We start from the raw sequence: 16,968 nt of genomic DNA on the forward strand, positions 1-16,968 counted from the left end.
ATTTTTTCGTTAAATCACCGTATTTATTATTTTTGCTGCTACGCTTAATGAAAAAGGCATTTTGATTTAGGCAAGCTATGGCTGATAAACCCATTTGCCAATATGTGTCACCTGAGGGAAAAAAATGCAGTGAAATCGATATGGGCTCAGGTTACTGCTTTTGGCATGACAATAAATTCGATAAAGGTGGCTTAGAGCTAAGCCAAAAGCTTGAACGCTACGCCAAGCGCGGCGGTTTGCTGCAAGGCTTAGAGTTGAAGCGAGCCAATTTAGAAGGGCTCAATCTTGTTAACTTTGAAAATCATCATGGCTATGATCTATCTTATAGCAACTTTTATCGTGCCAATTTGAAAGGGGCGCACCTGTTTAATAATACCATTAAGCATGCGTCGCTAATGAAGGCCGATTTGAGAGAAGCAAGCCTGCACTGCTGTAATTTAGAAAGCACCAATTTGCTCGGTATAAAGCTTGAAAACACCCGTATCGATAATATGGAACTCGGCGAGCAATTACTACAAGAGCAGCAAGCTTTTGAAGCTCGTAGAAACCGAGCCAAAGAAGACGCGGAAGACTTGTTTCTACAATCCGAAGAGATCTATCGTTTACTACGTAAAGGCGCAGAAAACCAAGGACTATTTGAAATGGTTGGGCGCTTTACATACAAAGAGCTGCGCATGCGACATGCCCAGTATCCACGCTTTTCAAAACGTCACCTTATTTCCAGCTTTGTCGACTTATTATGTGGGTATGGAGAAAAGCCGGAAAATGTCATTCGCTTCAGTTTAGGTATGATAATTACCTGTGCATTTTGCTATTTTCTATTTGGTGTTTCGTTTCAAGACCAGATAATGCAACTGGACTTAGACAACAGTGTATCTGAAAACGTCATGGCGCTGCTGAACAGCTTTTATTTTAGTGTTGTTACCTTCACAACCTTGGGTTACGGGGATATTACCCCTGTGGGGATCTCCCGGCTGATCGCAGCAGTAGAGGCTTTTACCGGCAGCTTTTCATTAGCGCTATTTGTGGTGGTTTTTGTAAAGCAAATGACGAGATGATACTCATCTCGTCATTTTCAATCCGCGATTTCTGATTTCAGTTGTTCTAAAAAATCCAGCATATATTGGGTGCGGGCTTGGGCTTGCTCACGGGCTGCGGTGGTATGCATGTTATCTTTAATATGCAGCAGCTTAATGAAGAAGTGATCTAAGGTATATTTGGTATCGTCAGCTTTTCTGTGCTCACAAAAAGGGTCTTCTACATTGTAAAGATTACGCGCTATCGCCCCACCTACTTTCATACAGCGGCTAACACCTATCGCCCCTAACGCATCCATTCTGTCTGCATCTTGGACAATTTTGGCTTCTAATGTCGTGGGTGTGACACCGGCGCTAAAGCTGTGTGCAACAATGGCGTGGTGAATAGCCTCAAGTTTATCCGTGTCGTACTTCAACTCTGTTAGGAAGGCAACCGCCTTATCTGCAGCTAATTTAGACGCCAGCGGCCTATCTGGATGATTTTTTGCTACGGCAACACAATCATGTAACCAAGCGGCAGGGATCACCACAGCAGGATCCGCCCCCTCAGCTTCGCAAAGCGACTTTGCGACTTTAACTACACGCTTGATATGAGACAAATCATGGGCAGTATCTGCACATGGAGTCGACAGCATAAACTCTTCACATGCTTTTTCTAATTCATGCATTTTTAACGTCATTAAGCTCAACTTTTATTAATATCTGACAAATAAACCCACACAAATTCAGCGGGAAAGGCATTACTGATTGTATGTTGCCACACCCTTCACTAAAATGGCAGCTATCAGGAAAGATTAGAGAAAATATATGACTTGCGCGCTATATCTGCAACCAGGCAGAGAAAAATCCCTTAACAGAAAACACCCTTGGGTTTTCTCAAAGGCCATTAAAAAAGTAAAAGGTAAACCCGCCCTTGGCGATACCGTTAAGATTTACAGCAATGAGGGTAAATACCTCGCGACAGCCGCTTACAGTCCAGACTCTCAGATCCGAGCCAGAATTTGGACATTTGATGAATCACAACATATCGACCAAGCGTTCTTTGAGCAAAAACTCGCACGTGCACTAGCAGCCAGAGAATATGTTATCGCGGAAGGTGGTTTAACTGGCTTTAGATTGTGTGCCGCAGAGTCAGATGGGCTGCCAGGTGTAACAATTGATAAGTTTGATAACTACTTGGTTTGTCAGTTGCTAAGCGCTGGTGCCGAGCGCCACAAGGGCGAAATAGTAATGGCATTGCAATCACTATTTCCTGATTGTCATGTTTACGAGCGCTCAGATGTTGATGTGCGCAAAAAAGAAGGCCTTGATAAAATTACCGGACCGCTTGCAGGCGACGCACCAACCGCACCAGTCCTTATAAGCGAAAATGGTTTAAAGATTGAAGTCGATATCATCGGCGGCCATAAAACTGGCTTTTATCTAGATCAACGCGACAGTCGAGCCGCGTTAGAACGCTTTGTAAAAGATAAAGAAGTGCTTAACTGCTTCTGCTACACCGGTACATTTGGCCTTTATGCGCTGCGCGGTGGCTGTAGTAAAGTAATCAACGTTGACGTTTCGCAGCCAGCACTCGACACAGCTAAACGCAATGTAGAACATAATGAACTAGACTTATCGAAGGCTGAGTTTGTTAAGCAAGACGTGTTCAAACTACTAAGACAATATCGTGATGAGGGTCGTCAATTCGATACTATCGTGATGGATCCGCCAAAGTTTGCAGAAAGTAAGGCGCAGCTTAACGGTGCTTGTCGTGGCTATAAAGATATCAATATGATTGCCATGCAGATATTAAAGCCAGGTGGCACATTACTCACCTTCTCATGTTCTGGCCTTATGGAACAAAACCTGTTCCAGAAAGTCGTTGCAGACGCTGCGCTCGATGCCGGTAAAGAATTGTTGATTATGGAAAGATTAAATCAAGCAGCCGACCACCCTATTGCGGGTAATTATCCAGAAGGCTTTTACCTAAAAGGCCTAATTTGTAAGGTCTATTGATTTAGCAATTTACAGTGGTATCGGAGGAAACTTCAATACCACCTTTAGGGCTTAGGTAATCTAATTAAACTTAGTGATTTCAAGCCCTACAATCCACTGTTCGTCCTGCTCTTGACTACAACGGATCACGGTTGCATGAGCACTAAGCGGCTGGATCATATCGCCACTGGAATCAATGAAAATGTCAACGGTTGAATTTGCTTCAATTGGGTCGCTCACTGTCACCGACAACCCTGTGGCGCTTAAATCGTGACAAACTCCTTGGTGCACTTTACCCGACTCAAGCTCGGTTAATTTTGCTACTGCATCCACCGACATACGCATAAAACGGCGTTTATCTTCATTGATCATATAATGCTCCTACACCATTGATTTTATTTTTTCTAATAGCGATTGCATTGAAAATGGCTTTACCACATAGGCATCGCAGCCGGCATCGAATCCCGCTTTTTGTTCTTTTTCGGACTCTAAACCAGATACCATTAATACAGGAATGTCCTTCGTCTCTGGTGTATTTTTCAACATTCGACAGGTGTCGTAACCGTCAAGGCCCGGCATACACACATCAAGCAAAATAGCATCTGGAGGATCAGCAATCGCATTAGACAAGCAACTCGTGCCCGAGTTTGCATAGCTCAGCTCAAACGCCCCTGACAGCGCCACTTCGAGCATTTCATAGTTAAAATACTCGTCGTCGACCACTAGCAGATGCGGTGCATTTTTCCTTTTCTCTCGTGTGGACATATTCAATGCCGCTTCCTTCTCACAATCCAAAACTTTACTTCCTCATATAATAAAGTAACTGTCGTACTCTAAAATGCAAGTTTATATTTCGCACTCTTTTATCGAATTCAGAACGCGTTTAGCCGAAATTGGGTAAGCCGTTCCTAATGTTTGAGCAAACAAAGACACGCGAAGTTCCTGTTGCATCCAAAAAATATTTATAAGCGACTCTGGTACAGGTAATCCAGAAGGAATTTTTGCCAACTTGTCTTGATAGGCCGCAGCAACTTTTTCCAATTCTAGTACACACTGCCTATCTCTGTTTGGATCTACCGCAAGTTTTTCAAGCCTTTTTTCAATCGCTTTCATGTAACGCAAAATATCAGAGATTTTGTCAGCACCATGAGCGGTGACAAAGCCTTTAAAGATAAGACCGGATAACTGAGATTTTATGTCGCCGTGCGCGGTGATCATCGTGAGATCCACTCTGCCTTTCATACGCTTGTTAATACTGTGGGCAATACTAAGCACAGCCTCAACTTGCTTCGCAATTTCAACTACAGTGTCACCTAGCTCAGCTCGAATGTGTTCTTTGGCTTTTTCAAACGCGACGTCATCTCTGATCTCACCAAATGCACGCAGCAACTTATCAACCCCAGCTTGCGTACAGTCATCAACTAAATCATGCACTTTACCAAAGGGGTTAAAGTACAATCCTAACTTAGCCTTATTTGGTAAGTGTTGCTGCAGGTATTTAACAGGCGAAGGAACATTGAGTAGCACAAGACGGCGCAATCCTGCTTGATGCGCCGCTTGGGCTTTTACTTCGTTATCAAACAGTTCTATAGCCGCACTTTGCTTTTTATCGACTAATGCAGGGAAAGCCTTAATCTCATAATTGCCTTGCTTTTTAGTATATTGCTCTGGCAGCTCGCCAAAATCCCACTGCTGAATATCCGTCTGCTCAATCCCTTGCTCTGCCACTTGCGAAAGCGTCTCGGTCACTTGCCCTTGCAACTTTGCCTTAAGTGCCAATAAATCAAAGCTATGGGCTATCACCTTGCCTTTGTCATCAACTACCTGAAATTGCATTTTTAAGTGCGGCTCAAGTGAACTAACGTCCCAATCTGACTCGGCGACTTTGACACCTGTCATTCTGAGTAAACGGTTGGCCACCGCTTCTATAAATGAGCCTTGCATTACCTCAACGGCGGCAAGCACAGCATCGGCATAATTTGGTGCCGGCACAAAGTTACGTCTTAAGGTCTTCGGCAGTGACTTAATAAGCCCACAAACCAGCTCATGTCTGAGCGCAGGGATATGCCAATCAAAACCTTCATCTTGAACTTGGTTCAATAGTGCCAGAGGAATATTGACCACCACGCCGTCTAGTGCTTGGCCTGGGTCAAAGTGATAACTGAGAGGCAAGATCAAATGCCCTTGCTGCCACGTATCTGGATAATGAGTATCCGTGATATGTTCGGCGTCATGCTTCATTAACAGATCGCGCGTCATATGCAAAAAGCGTTTGTCTTTTTGCTTTTGTGAACGCCACCATTTACTAAACGCAGCACGATTATTTACGTCTTGTGGAATTCGATCGTTATAAAACGCAACCACATCTTCTTCGTCGACTAGGATATCGCGACGCCTCGCTTTATCTTCAAGCGCCTGCACTTCTTCAACCAATTTTTGGTTTGCGCTTAAAAAACCTTCGCTCTGGCCAAGTTGACCATTTGCCAACGCTTCACGAATAAATATCTCTCGGCTAACCACAGGATCAATATCGCTATACACCGTGCGCTTGCGGCCAACGATGATCAAGCCGTATAAGGTTTGCTGTTCAAATGCGATAACCGCTCCAGCCTTTTTCTCCCAATGCGGTTCGCTATAGCTGCTATTAACTAAATGCTTGGCGATTGGCGCAATCCAATTTACATCGATTTTGGCGTTAACCCGAGCATAAAGTTTACTGGTTTCCACAAGCTCCGCAGACATCAGCCACTTAGGGCTTTTCTTAAATAGTGTTGAACCGGGGAAAATATGAAATTGGCTGTTACGTGCGCCTTTAAACACTTGCTTTTGCTTTTCGTCTTTCACACCAATATGGCTAAGCATACCGCTTAGCAATGATTGATGGACAGCCTCATCGCTTGCAGGACTGCTATTTATTTTAAAGCCGAGCTCCTCACACACCGTAGTCAGCTGATATACAATATCTTGCCATTCACGTACACGCATATAGGCCAAAAAGTCTTTTTGGCATTGCTTTCTAAACTGGTTACGCGTCAGTGCTTGCTGCTGCGCTTCGATGTAATTCCATAGATTTAGATATGCGACAAAGTCAGAGTGTTCGCACTCAAAGCGATTGTGTTTTTCGTCAGCTGCTGCACGTTTATCTTGAGGACGCTCTCTTGGGTCTTGAATAGACAGTGCCGCCGTGATCACTATCGCTTCCCAAAGCGCGTTGTTTTGTGCCCCTGACATCACCATCTTGGCAAGCCTTGGGTCTATGGGTAAGCGACTTAGTTTACGACCTGATTCTGTGAGCTTGGCTTTTTCTCTGCGCTGAGCAGGAACTATCGCCTCCAGCTCTTCAAGTAACGACATACCATCTTTGATATTACGGCTATCAGGTGCTTGTACAAAAGGGAATTGACTTATATCACCAAGTCCAAGTGCCAGCATTTGCAAAATAACCGAAGCTAAATTGGTTCTTAGAATTTCAGGATCGGTAAACTCAGGACGCCCTAAAAAGTCGTCTTCAGAATATAAACGAATACAAATACCGGATGCCACACGCCCACATCGACCTTTACGCTGGTTTGCACTGGCTTGTGATACCGCTTCAATCGGTAAGCGTTGCACTTTGGTTCGATAACTATAGCGACTTATTCTCGCAGTACCCGGGTCGATAACATAGCGAATACCTGGTACGGTCAATGACGTTTCTGCAACGTTTGTAGACAATACGATGCGCCGTTGGCTATGGGGCGCAAAAATGCGGTTTTGTTCGGCATTAGACAGGCGCGCATACAAAGGTAAAATCTCAACGCCTTTTAAATTGCGTTTTGCCAGCGCATCAGCGGTGTCACGAATTTCACGCTCACCGTTCATAAATACCAAAATATCCCCAGGTCCTTCGGCACACAGCTCATCAACCGCATCAAAAATGCCCTGCAACTGGTCATTTTCTGCTTCGCCATTTTCTGAGTCTACATCTTCAACTGGACGATATCTCACTTCTACTGGATAAGTTCGTCCTGACACCTCAATAATAGGTGCGTCACTAAAATGTTTGGAAAAACGCTCAGGATCAATGGTTGCTGAGGTGATAATCACTTTAAGATCTGGACGCTTCGGCAACAGCTGCTTTAAATAACCCAGAATAAAATCAATATTCAGGCTACGCTCGTGCGCTTCATCAATAATGATTGTGTCGTACTGGTTGAGGAATCTGTCTTGTTGAATTTCTGAGAGCAAAATACCGTCGGTCATCAGTTTTACGTATGTATTGTCAGAGACTTGATCTGAGAAGCGAATTTTAAATCCAACTTCTTGCCCCATCTCGCAGCCAATTTCCTCTGCGATACGGGTAGATACGCTTCTTGCCGCTAGTCTTCTTGGTTGTGTATGACCAATATAGCCATCCACGCCTCGACCTAACTCTAAACAAATTTTAGGCAGCTGCGTGGTCTTCCCCGAGCCTGTTTCACCGGCAACAATGACCACTTGGTTATTCGCAATGGCTGCTTTGATGTCGTCTTTTTTCTGGCTGACGGGTAGTTGCTCAGGATACTCTACTGCTGGAATATTGGCACTTCTTGTTACCTTTAATTCTTGGCTTTTTGCAATCGCAGCCGCTACTTTTGCGACTACCTGCTTTTGCTTTTCTTGATCGGTAATTTTTTTCGCACCATGGAGGCGCTTTTTGAGGATGAAGTGATCCTTTTTAAGACATGAATTTAGCTCTTTGAACAGCGAGTCAACCTGCACTACACGACACCTTGTGATTACATAAAACGCCGTGTAGTTTATCAAATCAGATTAGACGAACCCAACTAAATTTGGTTAGGAATTGAGATTTTTGCTGTTATTCTCAAGGCAACTCCTCATGGGTTACCTTAACAGCTCGTAAATTTCATCGCTTTATACGTAGCGGTGACCAGAGACATAAGCATCATGTAAATGCTTATCCAACGCTAATAACACATTTGCACGACTAATAACCCCAAGTAAGCGCCCTTCATCGTCAACTACCGGGTACACTTTGGGCTTATTACAAATCATCAAATCTGCCATTTGCACTATGCTGTCTTCGCGTTTTACACACAGAGGCTCTTTTGTCATCACATCGGACACCACGCTATGAGACTCATTTTGATAGGTCGCCTCTAACATTTTTTTGAGACAATCCTGCTCAGATAAAAACCCAATAACCCGCCTTGCTTCGTCTATAACCGGCCCGCCCGACTGGCCGCTTTGTAGCAGCTTTTCTACAGCTGATTCTACGCGCATGTCCTGTTTGAATGTTACGGGGCGATGATTTAAGTAGTCTGCGACTTTTATTGATTGCATTGCTCATCTCCATTAAAAACGCCAGCTATCATGATAATAGTAGCTGGCGTTTGAAGAACTTGCTTAATCTCAACGAAATATTGTTTTACTCGCTATAAATACCAACATAGGTCGGTGTTGTTGACGACTTGCTCGCACGATACATTCCAGCGGTATTAAATGGCATGCTAATATTTCCTTTAGGGTCAACTATGATCACCCCTCCCGTGCCACCAATTGGATAAAGCGTATCAAAAATCACTTCTTGCCCCGCTTTTTCAATCGACTTGTTTTGATAAGCGACACGAGCACAAATATCAGCTGCGACATTATATCGAATAAAATACTCGCCATGTCCCGTTGCTGAAACAGCACAAGAGCGGTTATCCGCAAATGTGCCCGCACCAATCACCGGTGAGTCACCTATCCGTCCGAAGCGTTTAGCCGTCATGCCACCTGTTGACGTTCCAGCCGCTAAATTCCCCTGCTTATCGAGTGCGACAGCCCCCACAGTTCCCATCTTATATTGGCTCTCTAATTGTTGGTGTGCCGCCTGATAGTCTTTGGTTGCCGCTTCTTTCATCTGCAATCGCTTTTTCGCCTTTAGGAGCGATTGATAGCGAGCATCGGTGTCAAAATAGCTGTTTTCCACTAACGTAAAACCGCGTTTCTTAGCAAAGTCTTCCGCACCTTCACCACTTAGCATGACATGTACTGAATGCTGCATCACTTCTTTTGCCAGGTTGATCGGGTTTTTAATGTGCTTCACCCCCGCCACAGCGCCCGCTTGGCGATTACGACCATCCATGATTGACGCATCTAGCTCATGCCCTTCATCATAAGTGTACACGGCCCCCTTACCAGCATTAAAAAAAGGCGAGTCTTCAAGAATATTAATGGCAGCCGTCACTGCATCAAGACTTTCTCCACCTTGTTCTAGTACCTTATACCCCGCTTCAACGGCTTCTTTTAATTTAGCTTTGTATTGTTTTTCTTTTTCTGGTGTGAAGTTACTGCGCTCAATCGTACCAGCTCCTCCATGAATGGCGATCGCAAACGGTGGCGCTTTCTCGTCAGCGACAGCAGCTGTCGCCGACAAGGCTAATAAGGCTGCTAACAAAGAGATTTTTTTCATTTTTATACCTTGGTTCGTTGTTAAACTTCAGCATGAGGTGAATTTTAGAACGATGCAAGCTTTCGCGTTAAAATTGTCAAGCTAACCTATTTACAGTGTGGTTGAAAGAAACTCATGAGCAGCAAGACACAACAGCAAATTTGAATATTTTTCAATCAATTCATGGTTGTTATTTCGACCACAAAATGGAAACATATTTATTACTTTGAAATAACTCAAAGTAATAAAATAACGAAATTCGACAGGAATCGATATGAAAAACATTCTAAAAATTGCAGCTTTTAGCACACTACTGCTTGGTACTGCTCAAGCCGCTTCTACTCAAGAGCAAATTAAAGTTATTGATTACAACACTTTTTATGACACCCAAGTAAACAATGTTGACTGCGGTGGCTACTGGGATGAGCGACGTGTGTGGGTATGTGACTACCGTACAGAGCTCGTTGATGTGAGTTATAAGACTTGCCACTACAAATTAATAGCAGGTGAACCTTACGGTCCCTATACTTTATGGCAAACTAAAACCGTACTCGCGACACAAAGCTGCCCCGGAGGTTGGACTATTCCTCATCCGATCCCAAACTATCAGGTGCCTGGAGGTGCCTATGTTCATCAACATGATACTTTTTCAACTCAACAAGAAGAACGCCGAGTAGCATATAACTGCCGTTGGGAAACACGCTCGGTCTGGATCCCTCGTGGCGGTTCATACTGCCCTATTCCAAACGCTAAGTAATACCAATTTGTCTTAATACTTGCTCAATTTGAAGGAGCAAATTGGTATAGCACTTATAAAATAGCATCCACAAAAAAGCGCTTCTCTCTGGAAGCGCTTCTATCGAATCGTTCTATATCTAAAAGCGATTAGCTCGCTTCGCGCTGTGCCTTCATACGAGCAAGGCGCGCTACTTGATGTGTAGAAGTTAAGAATGCGAAGATCGGTGCTAAATAGCCACGTTTACGTAGCTCTAGGAAATCTTCGTCACCTAATTCATTTAGCTTACGCTCATCCACAAGGTAAATACCGTTGATGTCTTTTTTCTCACCACGGATTTCCACCGTTAGTGTTTGTTGAACTAGAAGCTCTTTGTCAGCGAGATACTGAGTAAACGCTTCAGTTACGCGAGCAAACTCAACATAGCTAACTAACGCTTCTTTACGACGACCTAGATATTCAGTTTCTTTACCGTCTTCGAAAAGCGCATTGCCTTCCTCTTCACCAACTAGCGGGCTTGCTTCATCAATAACAATACCAAACTGATCTTGCTCTGGGTGCTTAACCAAACCAAACGGGTAACGTGCTGCGGCCATTGGCACAAAGCTGCCAGTCCACTTATCACCATCAACAAATAGGTTTTCACCAGGCTGAAGACTAAACATAGCAACCGCTTGAAATTGACCTGACTCAGTGTTTTTAACAAACGCCATTGGGAATTCTGTCGCTACACGCGCAAACTCATGCGCCACTACAGGCATTAAGTGCTGAGTTTTAAGGAAATCAACGTTCACGCCATTTTTTACTTTAATATTCGCGTGCTTTTCGTTGTGTAAAGGCTGCACTTGTTGTTCCGCCATAATACTGCTCCATTATTTTACGTATTTGTTACTTTATTTATTGCCCCTAAGGCTAGCGGTTTTCGGGGCAAATTGGAAGTTAAATATTTATGAGAAGAGATACCGCTAACTATGGCAACTAAAAACCAAATAATTACCTCGCCTATATTCTTGAATATCTGTCTAAAAATCAATCTAAACGCATCGTGTGAATCACTGACTAAAGAAGTAAAGAAATATATTAAACTCTTAGTTAAGAGTTTGATATATTGATGGTCTTGCCAACTTCCCTAGTGTAAAAAGAGAGCTAAATGAACGAAGCAATTAAACAACATATACAATCTATTGAAAAGGTTAAACCCATTCAATTGTCGCCTTGTGAAAGAGACACACCGATGATTTATATGGACTTTGGCAATATGAGCACAGTGTGGAAACAGCAAGCGCCAAGTTATCGTCCTGATTGGGTAAAACCGATAAACAGTTATCCAGGCTTATGGGCTCGAGTTTCAAATGACTATTTTGAATTTGTTAAGGAATTAGCACTTAAACTGGCTCCTTATTTTGGTGCATCACCATCGCTAGAATCAATTAAACGTATCAGCTGTAATTATGCAATTGCCACCAAATCAAATGAAGAACTTCATGCATATCAAACAATTCCACACTTCGATAACTTAAACTCAAACCAAATAGCATTGGTTCATTACCTTTGTGGTGGTGAATTTGGTGGGACTGGCTTTTACCAGCACAAATCGACGGGAGTGAAGGAAGTTATCAGTGCAAATCATGACCGCTATCGAGATCACTTAGATATTGAGCTGTCACAAGGTGGCTACAAAGAAAAACAATATATCTCCAGTCACCATCCGCTTTTTGACAGAACTCATTATATCGAAGCTGAGTTTGGCCGCATCGTGGCTTTCCCTAGCACTCGACTTCATTCAGCGTGTCTCGCGGAATCGCAACTTAGCTCAGACGCAATATTAGATGGACGTTTAACGATTACGAGTTTTATTATTTTTGACCGACGTGAACTACCGAACGTTTAATATGCTCTAAGGTTTCTCTGTGCCCTCGTAAGTTATTACTGCAATAGCTTACTCCTTTCTGAATATCCTCCAATAGCTTCGATAATGCACTAGCCTCTCCCGAAGGCGGCTGAATCGAAAGGTGGGTATAATAATTCATGCCGTATAGAACATAGAGATAATTGCTGACACGAAACAGATCTAAATTGGAACGGAAGTCGAATTGAGAAGGAATTTTAGCACGCCAAAGTTGTAGCTTTTCTTTTAACTCATTCGATAACGAGTTTTCATTTCTATTATCAATCCAAAAAGCGCTATCATCTCTTTTTGATAAATAATAATGAAGTTTGATGAAGTCGGTCGTTGACTCCCACATCTGCGTAACATCTTCATTGAAACGCTTTTGCCTAAGTTTAATATTTTCTACATCTCTCGGAAAAGCTTCTGCAAACATCCTTGCTGTAACATCAAACATAAGCAAACCTGTAGCTTCTAATGGCTCTACAAACCCTTGTGACAGCCCCATAGCCACACAATTATTTATCCATGGCGTTTGCTGGTATCCAACCTTCATTGGCAATTTTCGGACTTGGCTGAGCATCTTACTATCTTCTATATAATTCAGTAAGGTAGATCTCGCACTCTCCTCTGTTTGATACTTGCTGGAATAAACATACCCTATTCCTCTGCGTGTTGTTAAGCCTATATCCCAAATCCACCCATATTTTTGGGCGGTTGAAGTCGTGTAAGGTTTGATCGTGGCATTTGGAGTATCATAATCAACTTGAACAGCCAATGCGGTGTCTGCTAAAAGCTCACTCCCTTTATCAATAAACTTCCCTCCAAGTGACTGTTCAATCAGTAACGATTGAAAACCGGAACAATCAACAAAGAAATCTCCCTTCACTCTTTCACCATTGTCGAGCTCTAAAGACTCGATAAAGTGCTCTTCATTTAAGTTAGCCTTTGTGACATTACACTTAAGATTCTTAACACCAAGCTTGTGTATTGCATGCTGACGCAGAAGCTCTGTAAATTTGCCAGCATCAAGATGATAGGCATAATTAAAGAGTCCAGAAAACTCTTTATCTGATAACCGTTTTGGTGGTAATGCTTTTTCACAAATATACGACTGTACCGATACTAAATCTGCATACTTTTTGCTGGCTAACTCTTTATTTAATAACCAATGAGGTGTTACATCAAAAGGGCGAATATTTGGGAAATCAAAAAGATGATGATAAAAATCTTCTTCTACTGCCGATGGATTATGACACCAATTCACGAATTTAATACTATGTTTGAAAGTGACATCACATTGACCTATAAAATCACTTTCTTTTATTCCAAAGTATTTTAGCGTGTCTTTAATTACAGGGACGGTTCCTTCTCCAACTCCGATGGTCGGAATATCAGGCGAGTCTAATAAAGTAATTGAAATATTGTCATTTTCATTAGGGTTTAATTTTTTGGCAATATGACACGCAGCAATCCATCCAGCCGTCCCACCACCAACGATTACGACCTTGCTAATTTCTTTCAAATTAATTACCTACGAAACATAGTAAAACATCAAAACCGAATTTCTATATTGCTAAATAGAAAGAAGCCCCATATAGGGGCTTCCTTGATAGTATGCTAAATCTTAAAAGCGGAAATCAACACCAAGAGAGTATCTCGCATCCCCTTTATATGACCAAGCAGCATAGCCGTCACGAATTGATGGCTTAGTACCAGCAGGGAATTCAGCCACCCCATACTGTACACTATCTTCCTCAGTCAAATTCACAGCTGCAAAACGTAGCGTAATTGCGTCAGTAACATTGTAACTTGCGGTTAAATCGAGTGATCCATAATCATCGTGCATACGGTTACCGTAGAAGCCAGTCTCACGGATCATATACTTAGAACGCCAATTGTAAGCAAGTCTTACGCTTACATCATCTTGCTCATAATACGCAACCGCATTGATTGTGTTTTCAGAACTATCTGAGAATAAGCCTACAGCATCAGAGAAGTTCGACTCATCAACAGAACCGTCAGCATAGGTGTAGTTGAATAGCGTGCCAAATCCACCACCTAGTTCGTGCTGAACTTGGAATTCAAAACCAAGAATATCACCACCATCACCATCAACCTGAGTGTTTACCTGCCAGTTATCTTGACCAGTCACAGGGTCAACAATTCCAACCGATTGGTTCAACGTAGTTTCACTAGTCGTAAAGTTACTGACATCTTTGTAGAACAATGTGATTGCAATCATATTTGCATCACCGTAGTAATACTCATATCCTAGGTCAGCTTGAGTCGCTTTAAACGGCTTAAGATTAGGGTTACCTTTTGTAAGCGTCTCATTACCGCGCTGAGTATCGCCATAACCTGCAATCTGCGTCGCTGCAAACATATCGTTGTAGTTAGGACGAGAAATAACTTGTGCTAGAGAAACACGTACAATGCTATCTTCACTTAAGTCGTAGGCTAAGTTAAAGCTAGGTAAGATTTCGCTGTAATCACCTTTATCTTCAACAATGCTTGAGCTCAGACCATTGTTTTGACCAATACCATTTGGATCAACAAAACCTGGCATAGGCGCAAAGTATTTAGACGATGCATCTGTTGATACATATCTCAAACCAAAATTACCTCTGTAATTTTCGCCTGAATAGTTAGCCATTAAGTAAATAGCTAAGTTTTCTTCTTCAACCGTAGAATAACCTGAACGGTCATGATACCAAGTACCAAAAGTTGCTTCTGCATTTGCTCTCATTGCATTAATGTCTGGTGTCGGAATTGCGACATTTGCATCCGTTCCTGACGTATCACTACCAGTCCAAAACTGCGTTGGGTCGATAGTATTGTGTGTATTATGCGTTGGGCGATACGAATCTCTTTCTACTTCGTGATCGGTCCAACGAACACCTGCTTTTATTGACGTAATATAATCATGATCTAGATTGTAGGTAAGATCTGCTTGGAAATATGTTTCTTCATCTTTATTTGGTGCTTTTTGAGAAGCCCAATTTTGCAGACCTCGATCGTCCCAACTTGGATCAAACTCTGAAATATTCCAGCCGCCTTTTGGCAGATTTACCGAAGATACCTTTCCTGAGTTATCTAAAACTAAACCGTTAAGATCTGCCGCAGTTCCTAAGTATGCTGCGTGGTTTATTGTTAAATCCGTTCCACCTTCAGCTGAAGTTGAGCCTAAACGAGTCTCAACCTTAAAGTTGTCGCCATGATAATTATAGGCTAAATCAATAACTTCAGATTCCATCGAAGCAAAACGAGCAAACGTTTGTAAGAATGCACGGTTTGGCGCTGGATTCTCTGCTGTGTTCGAACGAACAGTACAGACATCTGACACTGCGATTTTTTTCTCACAGTTATTCAAGTTTGTGAATAAGAAAATACTGTTGTTAGCGTTATCAGCTTCTAGCTCTAATCCCAAGTAATGTAGGACAAACTCTGAATTTTCTGTTGGTGCGTACTGTGCAGTGATATCGATAGAAGTTCTTTCACGCTGCTGTTCGAAATAGTTTACTGACTCCGCACCATCCCAACCATAAGACGCTTCATTTCCGCGACGTACATATGTAGAATCTTCATACGCAACCGCCCCCATCACACCAAAAGTTTCATCAGCATTTTTCCAGCTGTAAAGCGCTGAGAGGCCAGGGTCTGTCTCTTCTGACTCTGTTGAATATTCACCTTCAACAGAGAAGAACGCTGAGTTTGAGTCCAAATCTAATGGTTTGCGAGTTTTAACGTTAACAGTACCACCCACTCCTCCTTCAACTAAATCGGCCTGTGAAGACTTAAATACTTCGATAGCGCTGATTAATTGAGGTGGTAACAATGTATAGTTGAAGCTTCGGTCGATTGCTTGTTGGTCATACCAACCAGTCGACGCAACTGACTGACCATTTAAAGTGGTCAGTGTCAATTGGTTTGAAGCTCCTCGGATAGATACTTGTTGACCTTGTCCAAATTGACGGTTTACCGCAACACCTGGAATACGACCAAGTGCTTCACCTACATCGCTGTCAGGAAACTTACCGATATCTTCTGCAGATACGGCGTCAACAACACTCGTTGCAAAACGCTTGGTATTGATAGATTCTTTTAAAGAACGGCGAATACCACGAACTTCAATGACTTCTACGTTTTCTTGTACTTGATTTTGGCTTTGACTTTCTTCTGCAACTACAACGCCTGAAAAGCCCGCACCTAGTGCGATACCGACGTTCACTGCTAGTAAGCTTTTTTTGAAATTATTAGCTAACACAGGATTCCCCTTGAATCATTTTGTTGGTTTTTTAAATCACTTCTGCCCAGTGATGATGACAACGCTGTCATCTAATAACAAACCATACACCCTAAATTACATATTCGCTACAATTTTTTTGGCCTGTTATTCAAAAAATATTCATATAGATATATATCTTATTGATAAATATAAACTTAAATATAGCCAAGATATGGTTTGTTACAAAAACGATTGGAGAATAGCACAAAAAATTTTGCTGCTGTAGGGTTTTAAGATGGAATTGTCTCAATAAAGGGACATTTTAATTATCTGAATACACATAAGGGGATGTGTATTCAATTCCCTCATCAAGCTTGGGCAGAAGCTAAAGATGAGAATCAATATCAATGACAACGCTGTCATTATAGGTTTATCTGTTAGTACTGTCTAGTTCTTTTAAGAGAAATTTTTATGACAAAGGCTTATAAAATCTAAGATTAGCGAGTTAGTTATCACTATCTTTTGCACAAATTTGAATACCCAATTACGGGACTTGTTGATTTTCTAATGATCGTATCTTGAATCAGTAAAATTTATTGCTTTTATTCGTAAGAAGTAAGAAGTAAGAAGTAAGAAGTAAGAAGTAAGAAGTAAGAAGTAAGAAGTAAGAAGTAAGAAGTAAGAAGT

13 protein-coding genes are annotated in these 16,968 nt (G+C 42.2%); 4 read left to right on the top strand and 9 right to left on the bottom strand.

Translation table 11 applies throughout. The features are described 5' to 3' along the window. Positions 1-77: 77 nt before the first annotated feature. A complete protein-coding gene (locus EXT47_RS10120; RefSeq protein ID WP_010606522.1) occupies positions 78-1,058 on the top strand; it encodes an ion channel in 981 nt (326 codons plus the stop codon). 17 nt (positions 1,059-1,075) lie between these two features. Here the strand turns inward: EXT47_RS10120 and EXT47_RS10125 are convergent, their stop codons facing one another. Next, entirely contained in the window at positions 1,076-1,717 is a 642-nt protein-coding gene (locus EXT47_RS10125; protein WP_045989065.1) for an HD domain-containing protein, read from the bottom strand. A gap of 127 nt (positions 1,718-1,844) precedes the next feature. Here EXT47_RS10125 and EXT47_RS10130 point away from each other — a divergent pair, with 127 nt between their 5' ends. Next, the gene (locus EXT47_RS10130) at positions 1,845-3,035 is read left to right on the top strand and encodes a class I SAM-dependent methyltransferase (protein ID WP_010375545.1); all 1,191 of its coding nucleotides are present in this window, start codon (positions 1,845-1,847) and stop codon (positions 3,033-3,035) included. Positions 3,036-3,095: 60 nt separating this feature from the next. Here EXT47_RS10130 and EXT47_RS10135 read toward each other — a convergent pair whose 3' ends face one another. The 5 genes from EXT47_RS10135 to EXT47_RS10155 form a co-directional block, all read right to left on the bottom strand. Beyond that, the gene (locus EXT47_RS10135) at positions 3,096-3,386 is read right to left on the bottom strand and encodes a PilZ domain-containing protein (RefSeq protein WP_010375543.1); all 291 of its coding nucleotides are present in this window, start codon (positions 3,384-3,386) and stop codon (positions 3,096-3,098) included. Positions 3,387-3,395: 9 nt separating this feature from the next. Then, positions 3,396-3,779 carry a PleD family two-component system response regulator gene (locus tag EXT47_RS10140; RefSeq protein WP_010375541.1) on the bottom strand — a complete coding sequence of 128 codons (384 nt, stop codon included), beginning with the start codon at positions 3,777-3,779 and terminating at the stop codon, positions 3,396-3,398. Positions 3,780-3,860: 81 nt separating this feature from the next. Further along, a complete protein-coding gene (gene hrpA / locus EXT47_RS10145) occupies positions 3,861-7,754 on the bottom strand; it encodes an ATP-dependent RNA helicase HrpA (protein WP_130126523.1) in 3,894 nt (1,297 codons plus the stop codon). A 153-nt stretch (positions 7,755-7,907) separates the two neighbouring features. After that, positions 7,908-8,336: a CBS domain-containing protein gene (locus tag EXT47_RS10150; protein WP_010375537.1), complete on the bottom strand. Its 429-nt coding sequence runs from the start codon at positions 8,334-8,336 to the stop codon at positions 7,908-7,910. A gap of 85 nt (positions 8,337-8,421) precedes the next feature. Continuing rightward, positions 8,422-9,450, bottom strand: coding sequence for an isoaspartyl peptidase/L-asparaginase family protein (locus tag EXT47_RS10155; protein ID WP_039492281.1), 1,029 nt, complete (start codon positions 9,448-9,450; stop codon positions 8,422-8,424). Between the two features lie 253 nt (positions 9,451-9,703). Between EXT47_RS10155 and EXT47_RS10160 the strand changes: the two genes are divergently transcribed. Continuing rightward, positions 9,704-10,186 carry a hypothetical protein gene (locus tag EXT47_RS10160; protein WP_130126524.1) on the top strand — a complete coding sequence of 161 codons (483 nt, stop codon included), beginning with the start codon at positions 9,704-9,706 and terminating at the stop codon, positions 10,184-10,186. A gap of 128 nt (positions 10,187-10,314) precedes the next feature. On the opposite strand, the gene EXT47_RS10165 is transcribed toward EXT47_RS10160, so the two are convergent. Continuing rightward, positions 10,315-11,025 carry a SapC family protein gene (locus EXT47_RS10165; RefSeq protein WP_130126525.1) on the bottom strand — a complete coding sequence of 237 codons (711 nt, stop codon included), beginning with the start codon at positions 11,023-11,025 and terminating at the stop codon, positions 10,315-10,317. 290 nt (positions 11,026-11,315) lie between these two features. Between EXT47_RS10165 and EXT47_RS10170 the strand changes: the two genes are divergently transcribed. Next, the gene (locus EXT47_RS10170; RefSeq protein WP_130126526.1) at positions 11,316-12,056 is read left to right on the top strand and encodes a DUF6445 family protein; all 741 of its coding nucleotides are present in this window, start codon (positions 11,316-11,318) and stop codon (positions 12,054-12,056) included. On the opposite strand, the gene EXT47_RS10175 is transcribed toward EXT47_RS10170, so the two are convergent. Beyond that, on the bottom strand, positions 12,022-13,578 hold the full coding sequence (locus EXT47_RS10175; RefSeq protein ID WP_165383806.1) for a tryptophan halogenase family protein: 1,557 nt from the start codon (positions 13,576-13,578) through the stop codon (positions 12,022-12,024). The genes EXT47_RS10170 and EXT47_RS10175 overlap by 35 nt on opposite strands. Positions 13,579-13,680: 102 nt before the next feature. Further along, positions 13,681-16,320, bottom strand: coding sequence for a TonB-dependent receptor (locus EXT47_RS10180; protein WP_130126528.1), 2,640 nt, complete (start codon positions 16,318-16,320; stop codon positions 13,681-13,683). Positions 16,321-16,968 lie beyond the last annotated feature (648 nt).

The sequence above is a fragment of the Pseudoalteromonas sp. CO342X genome (genome assembly GCF_004208915.1).
GTDB classification, from domain to species: Bacteria; Pseudomonadota; Gammaproteobacteria; order Enterobacterales; family Alteromonadaceae; genus Pseudoalteromonas; species Pseudoalteromonas maricaloris.

What these genes read in the sequence shown, in the direction of transcription:
- EXT47_RS10120 (WP_010606522.1), top strand. Translation starts at nt 78, where the DNA reads ATGGCTGATAAACCCATTTGCCAATATGTGTCACCTGAGGGAAAAAAA.
- EXT47_RS10140 (WP_010375541.1), bottom strand. Translation starts at nt 3,779, where the DNA reads ATGTCCACACGAGAGAAAAGGAAAAATGCACCGCATCTGCTAGTGGTC.
- EXT47_RS10135 (WP_010375543.1), bottom strand. Translation starts at nt 3,386, where the DNA reads ATGATCAATGAAGATAAACGCCGTTTTATGCGTATGTCGGTGGATGCA.
- EXT47_RS10155 (WP_039492281.1), bottom strand. Translation starts at nt 9,450, where the DNA reads ATGAAAAAAATCTCTTTGTTAGCAGCCTTATTAGCCTTGTCGGCGACA.
- EXT47_RS10170 (WP_130126526.1), top strand. Translation starts at nt 11,316, where the DNA reads ATGAACGAAGCAATTAAACAACATATACAATCTATTGAAAAGGTTAAA.
- EXT47_RS10150 (WP_010375537.1), bottom strand. Translation starts at nt 8,336, where the DNA reads ATGCAATCAATAAAAGTCGCAGACTACTTAAATCATCGCCCCGTAACA.
- EXT47_RS10130 (WP_010375545.1), top strand. Translation starts at nt 1,845, where the DNA reads ATGACTTGCGCGCTATATCTGCAACCAGGCAGAGAAAAATCCCTTAAC.
- EXT47_RS10125 (WP_045989065.1), bottom strand. Translation starts at nt 1,717, where the DNA reads ATGACGTTAAAAATGCATGAATTAGAAAAAGCATGTGAAGAGTTTATG.
- EXT47_RS10165 (WP_130126525.1), bottom strand. Translation starts at nt 11,025, where the DNA reads ATGGCGGAACAACAAGTGCAGCCTTTACACAACGAAAAGCACGCGAAT.
- EXT47_RS10160 (WP_130126524.1), top strand. Translation starts at nt 9,704, where the DNA reads ATGAAAAACATTCTAAAAATTGCAGCTTTTAGCACACTACTGCTTGGT.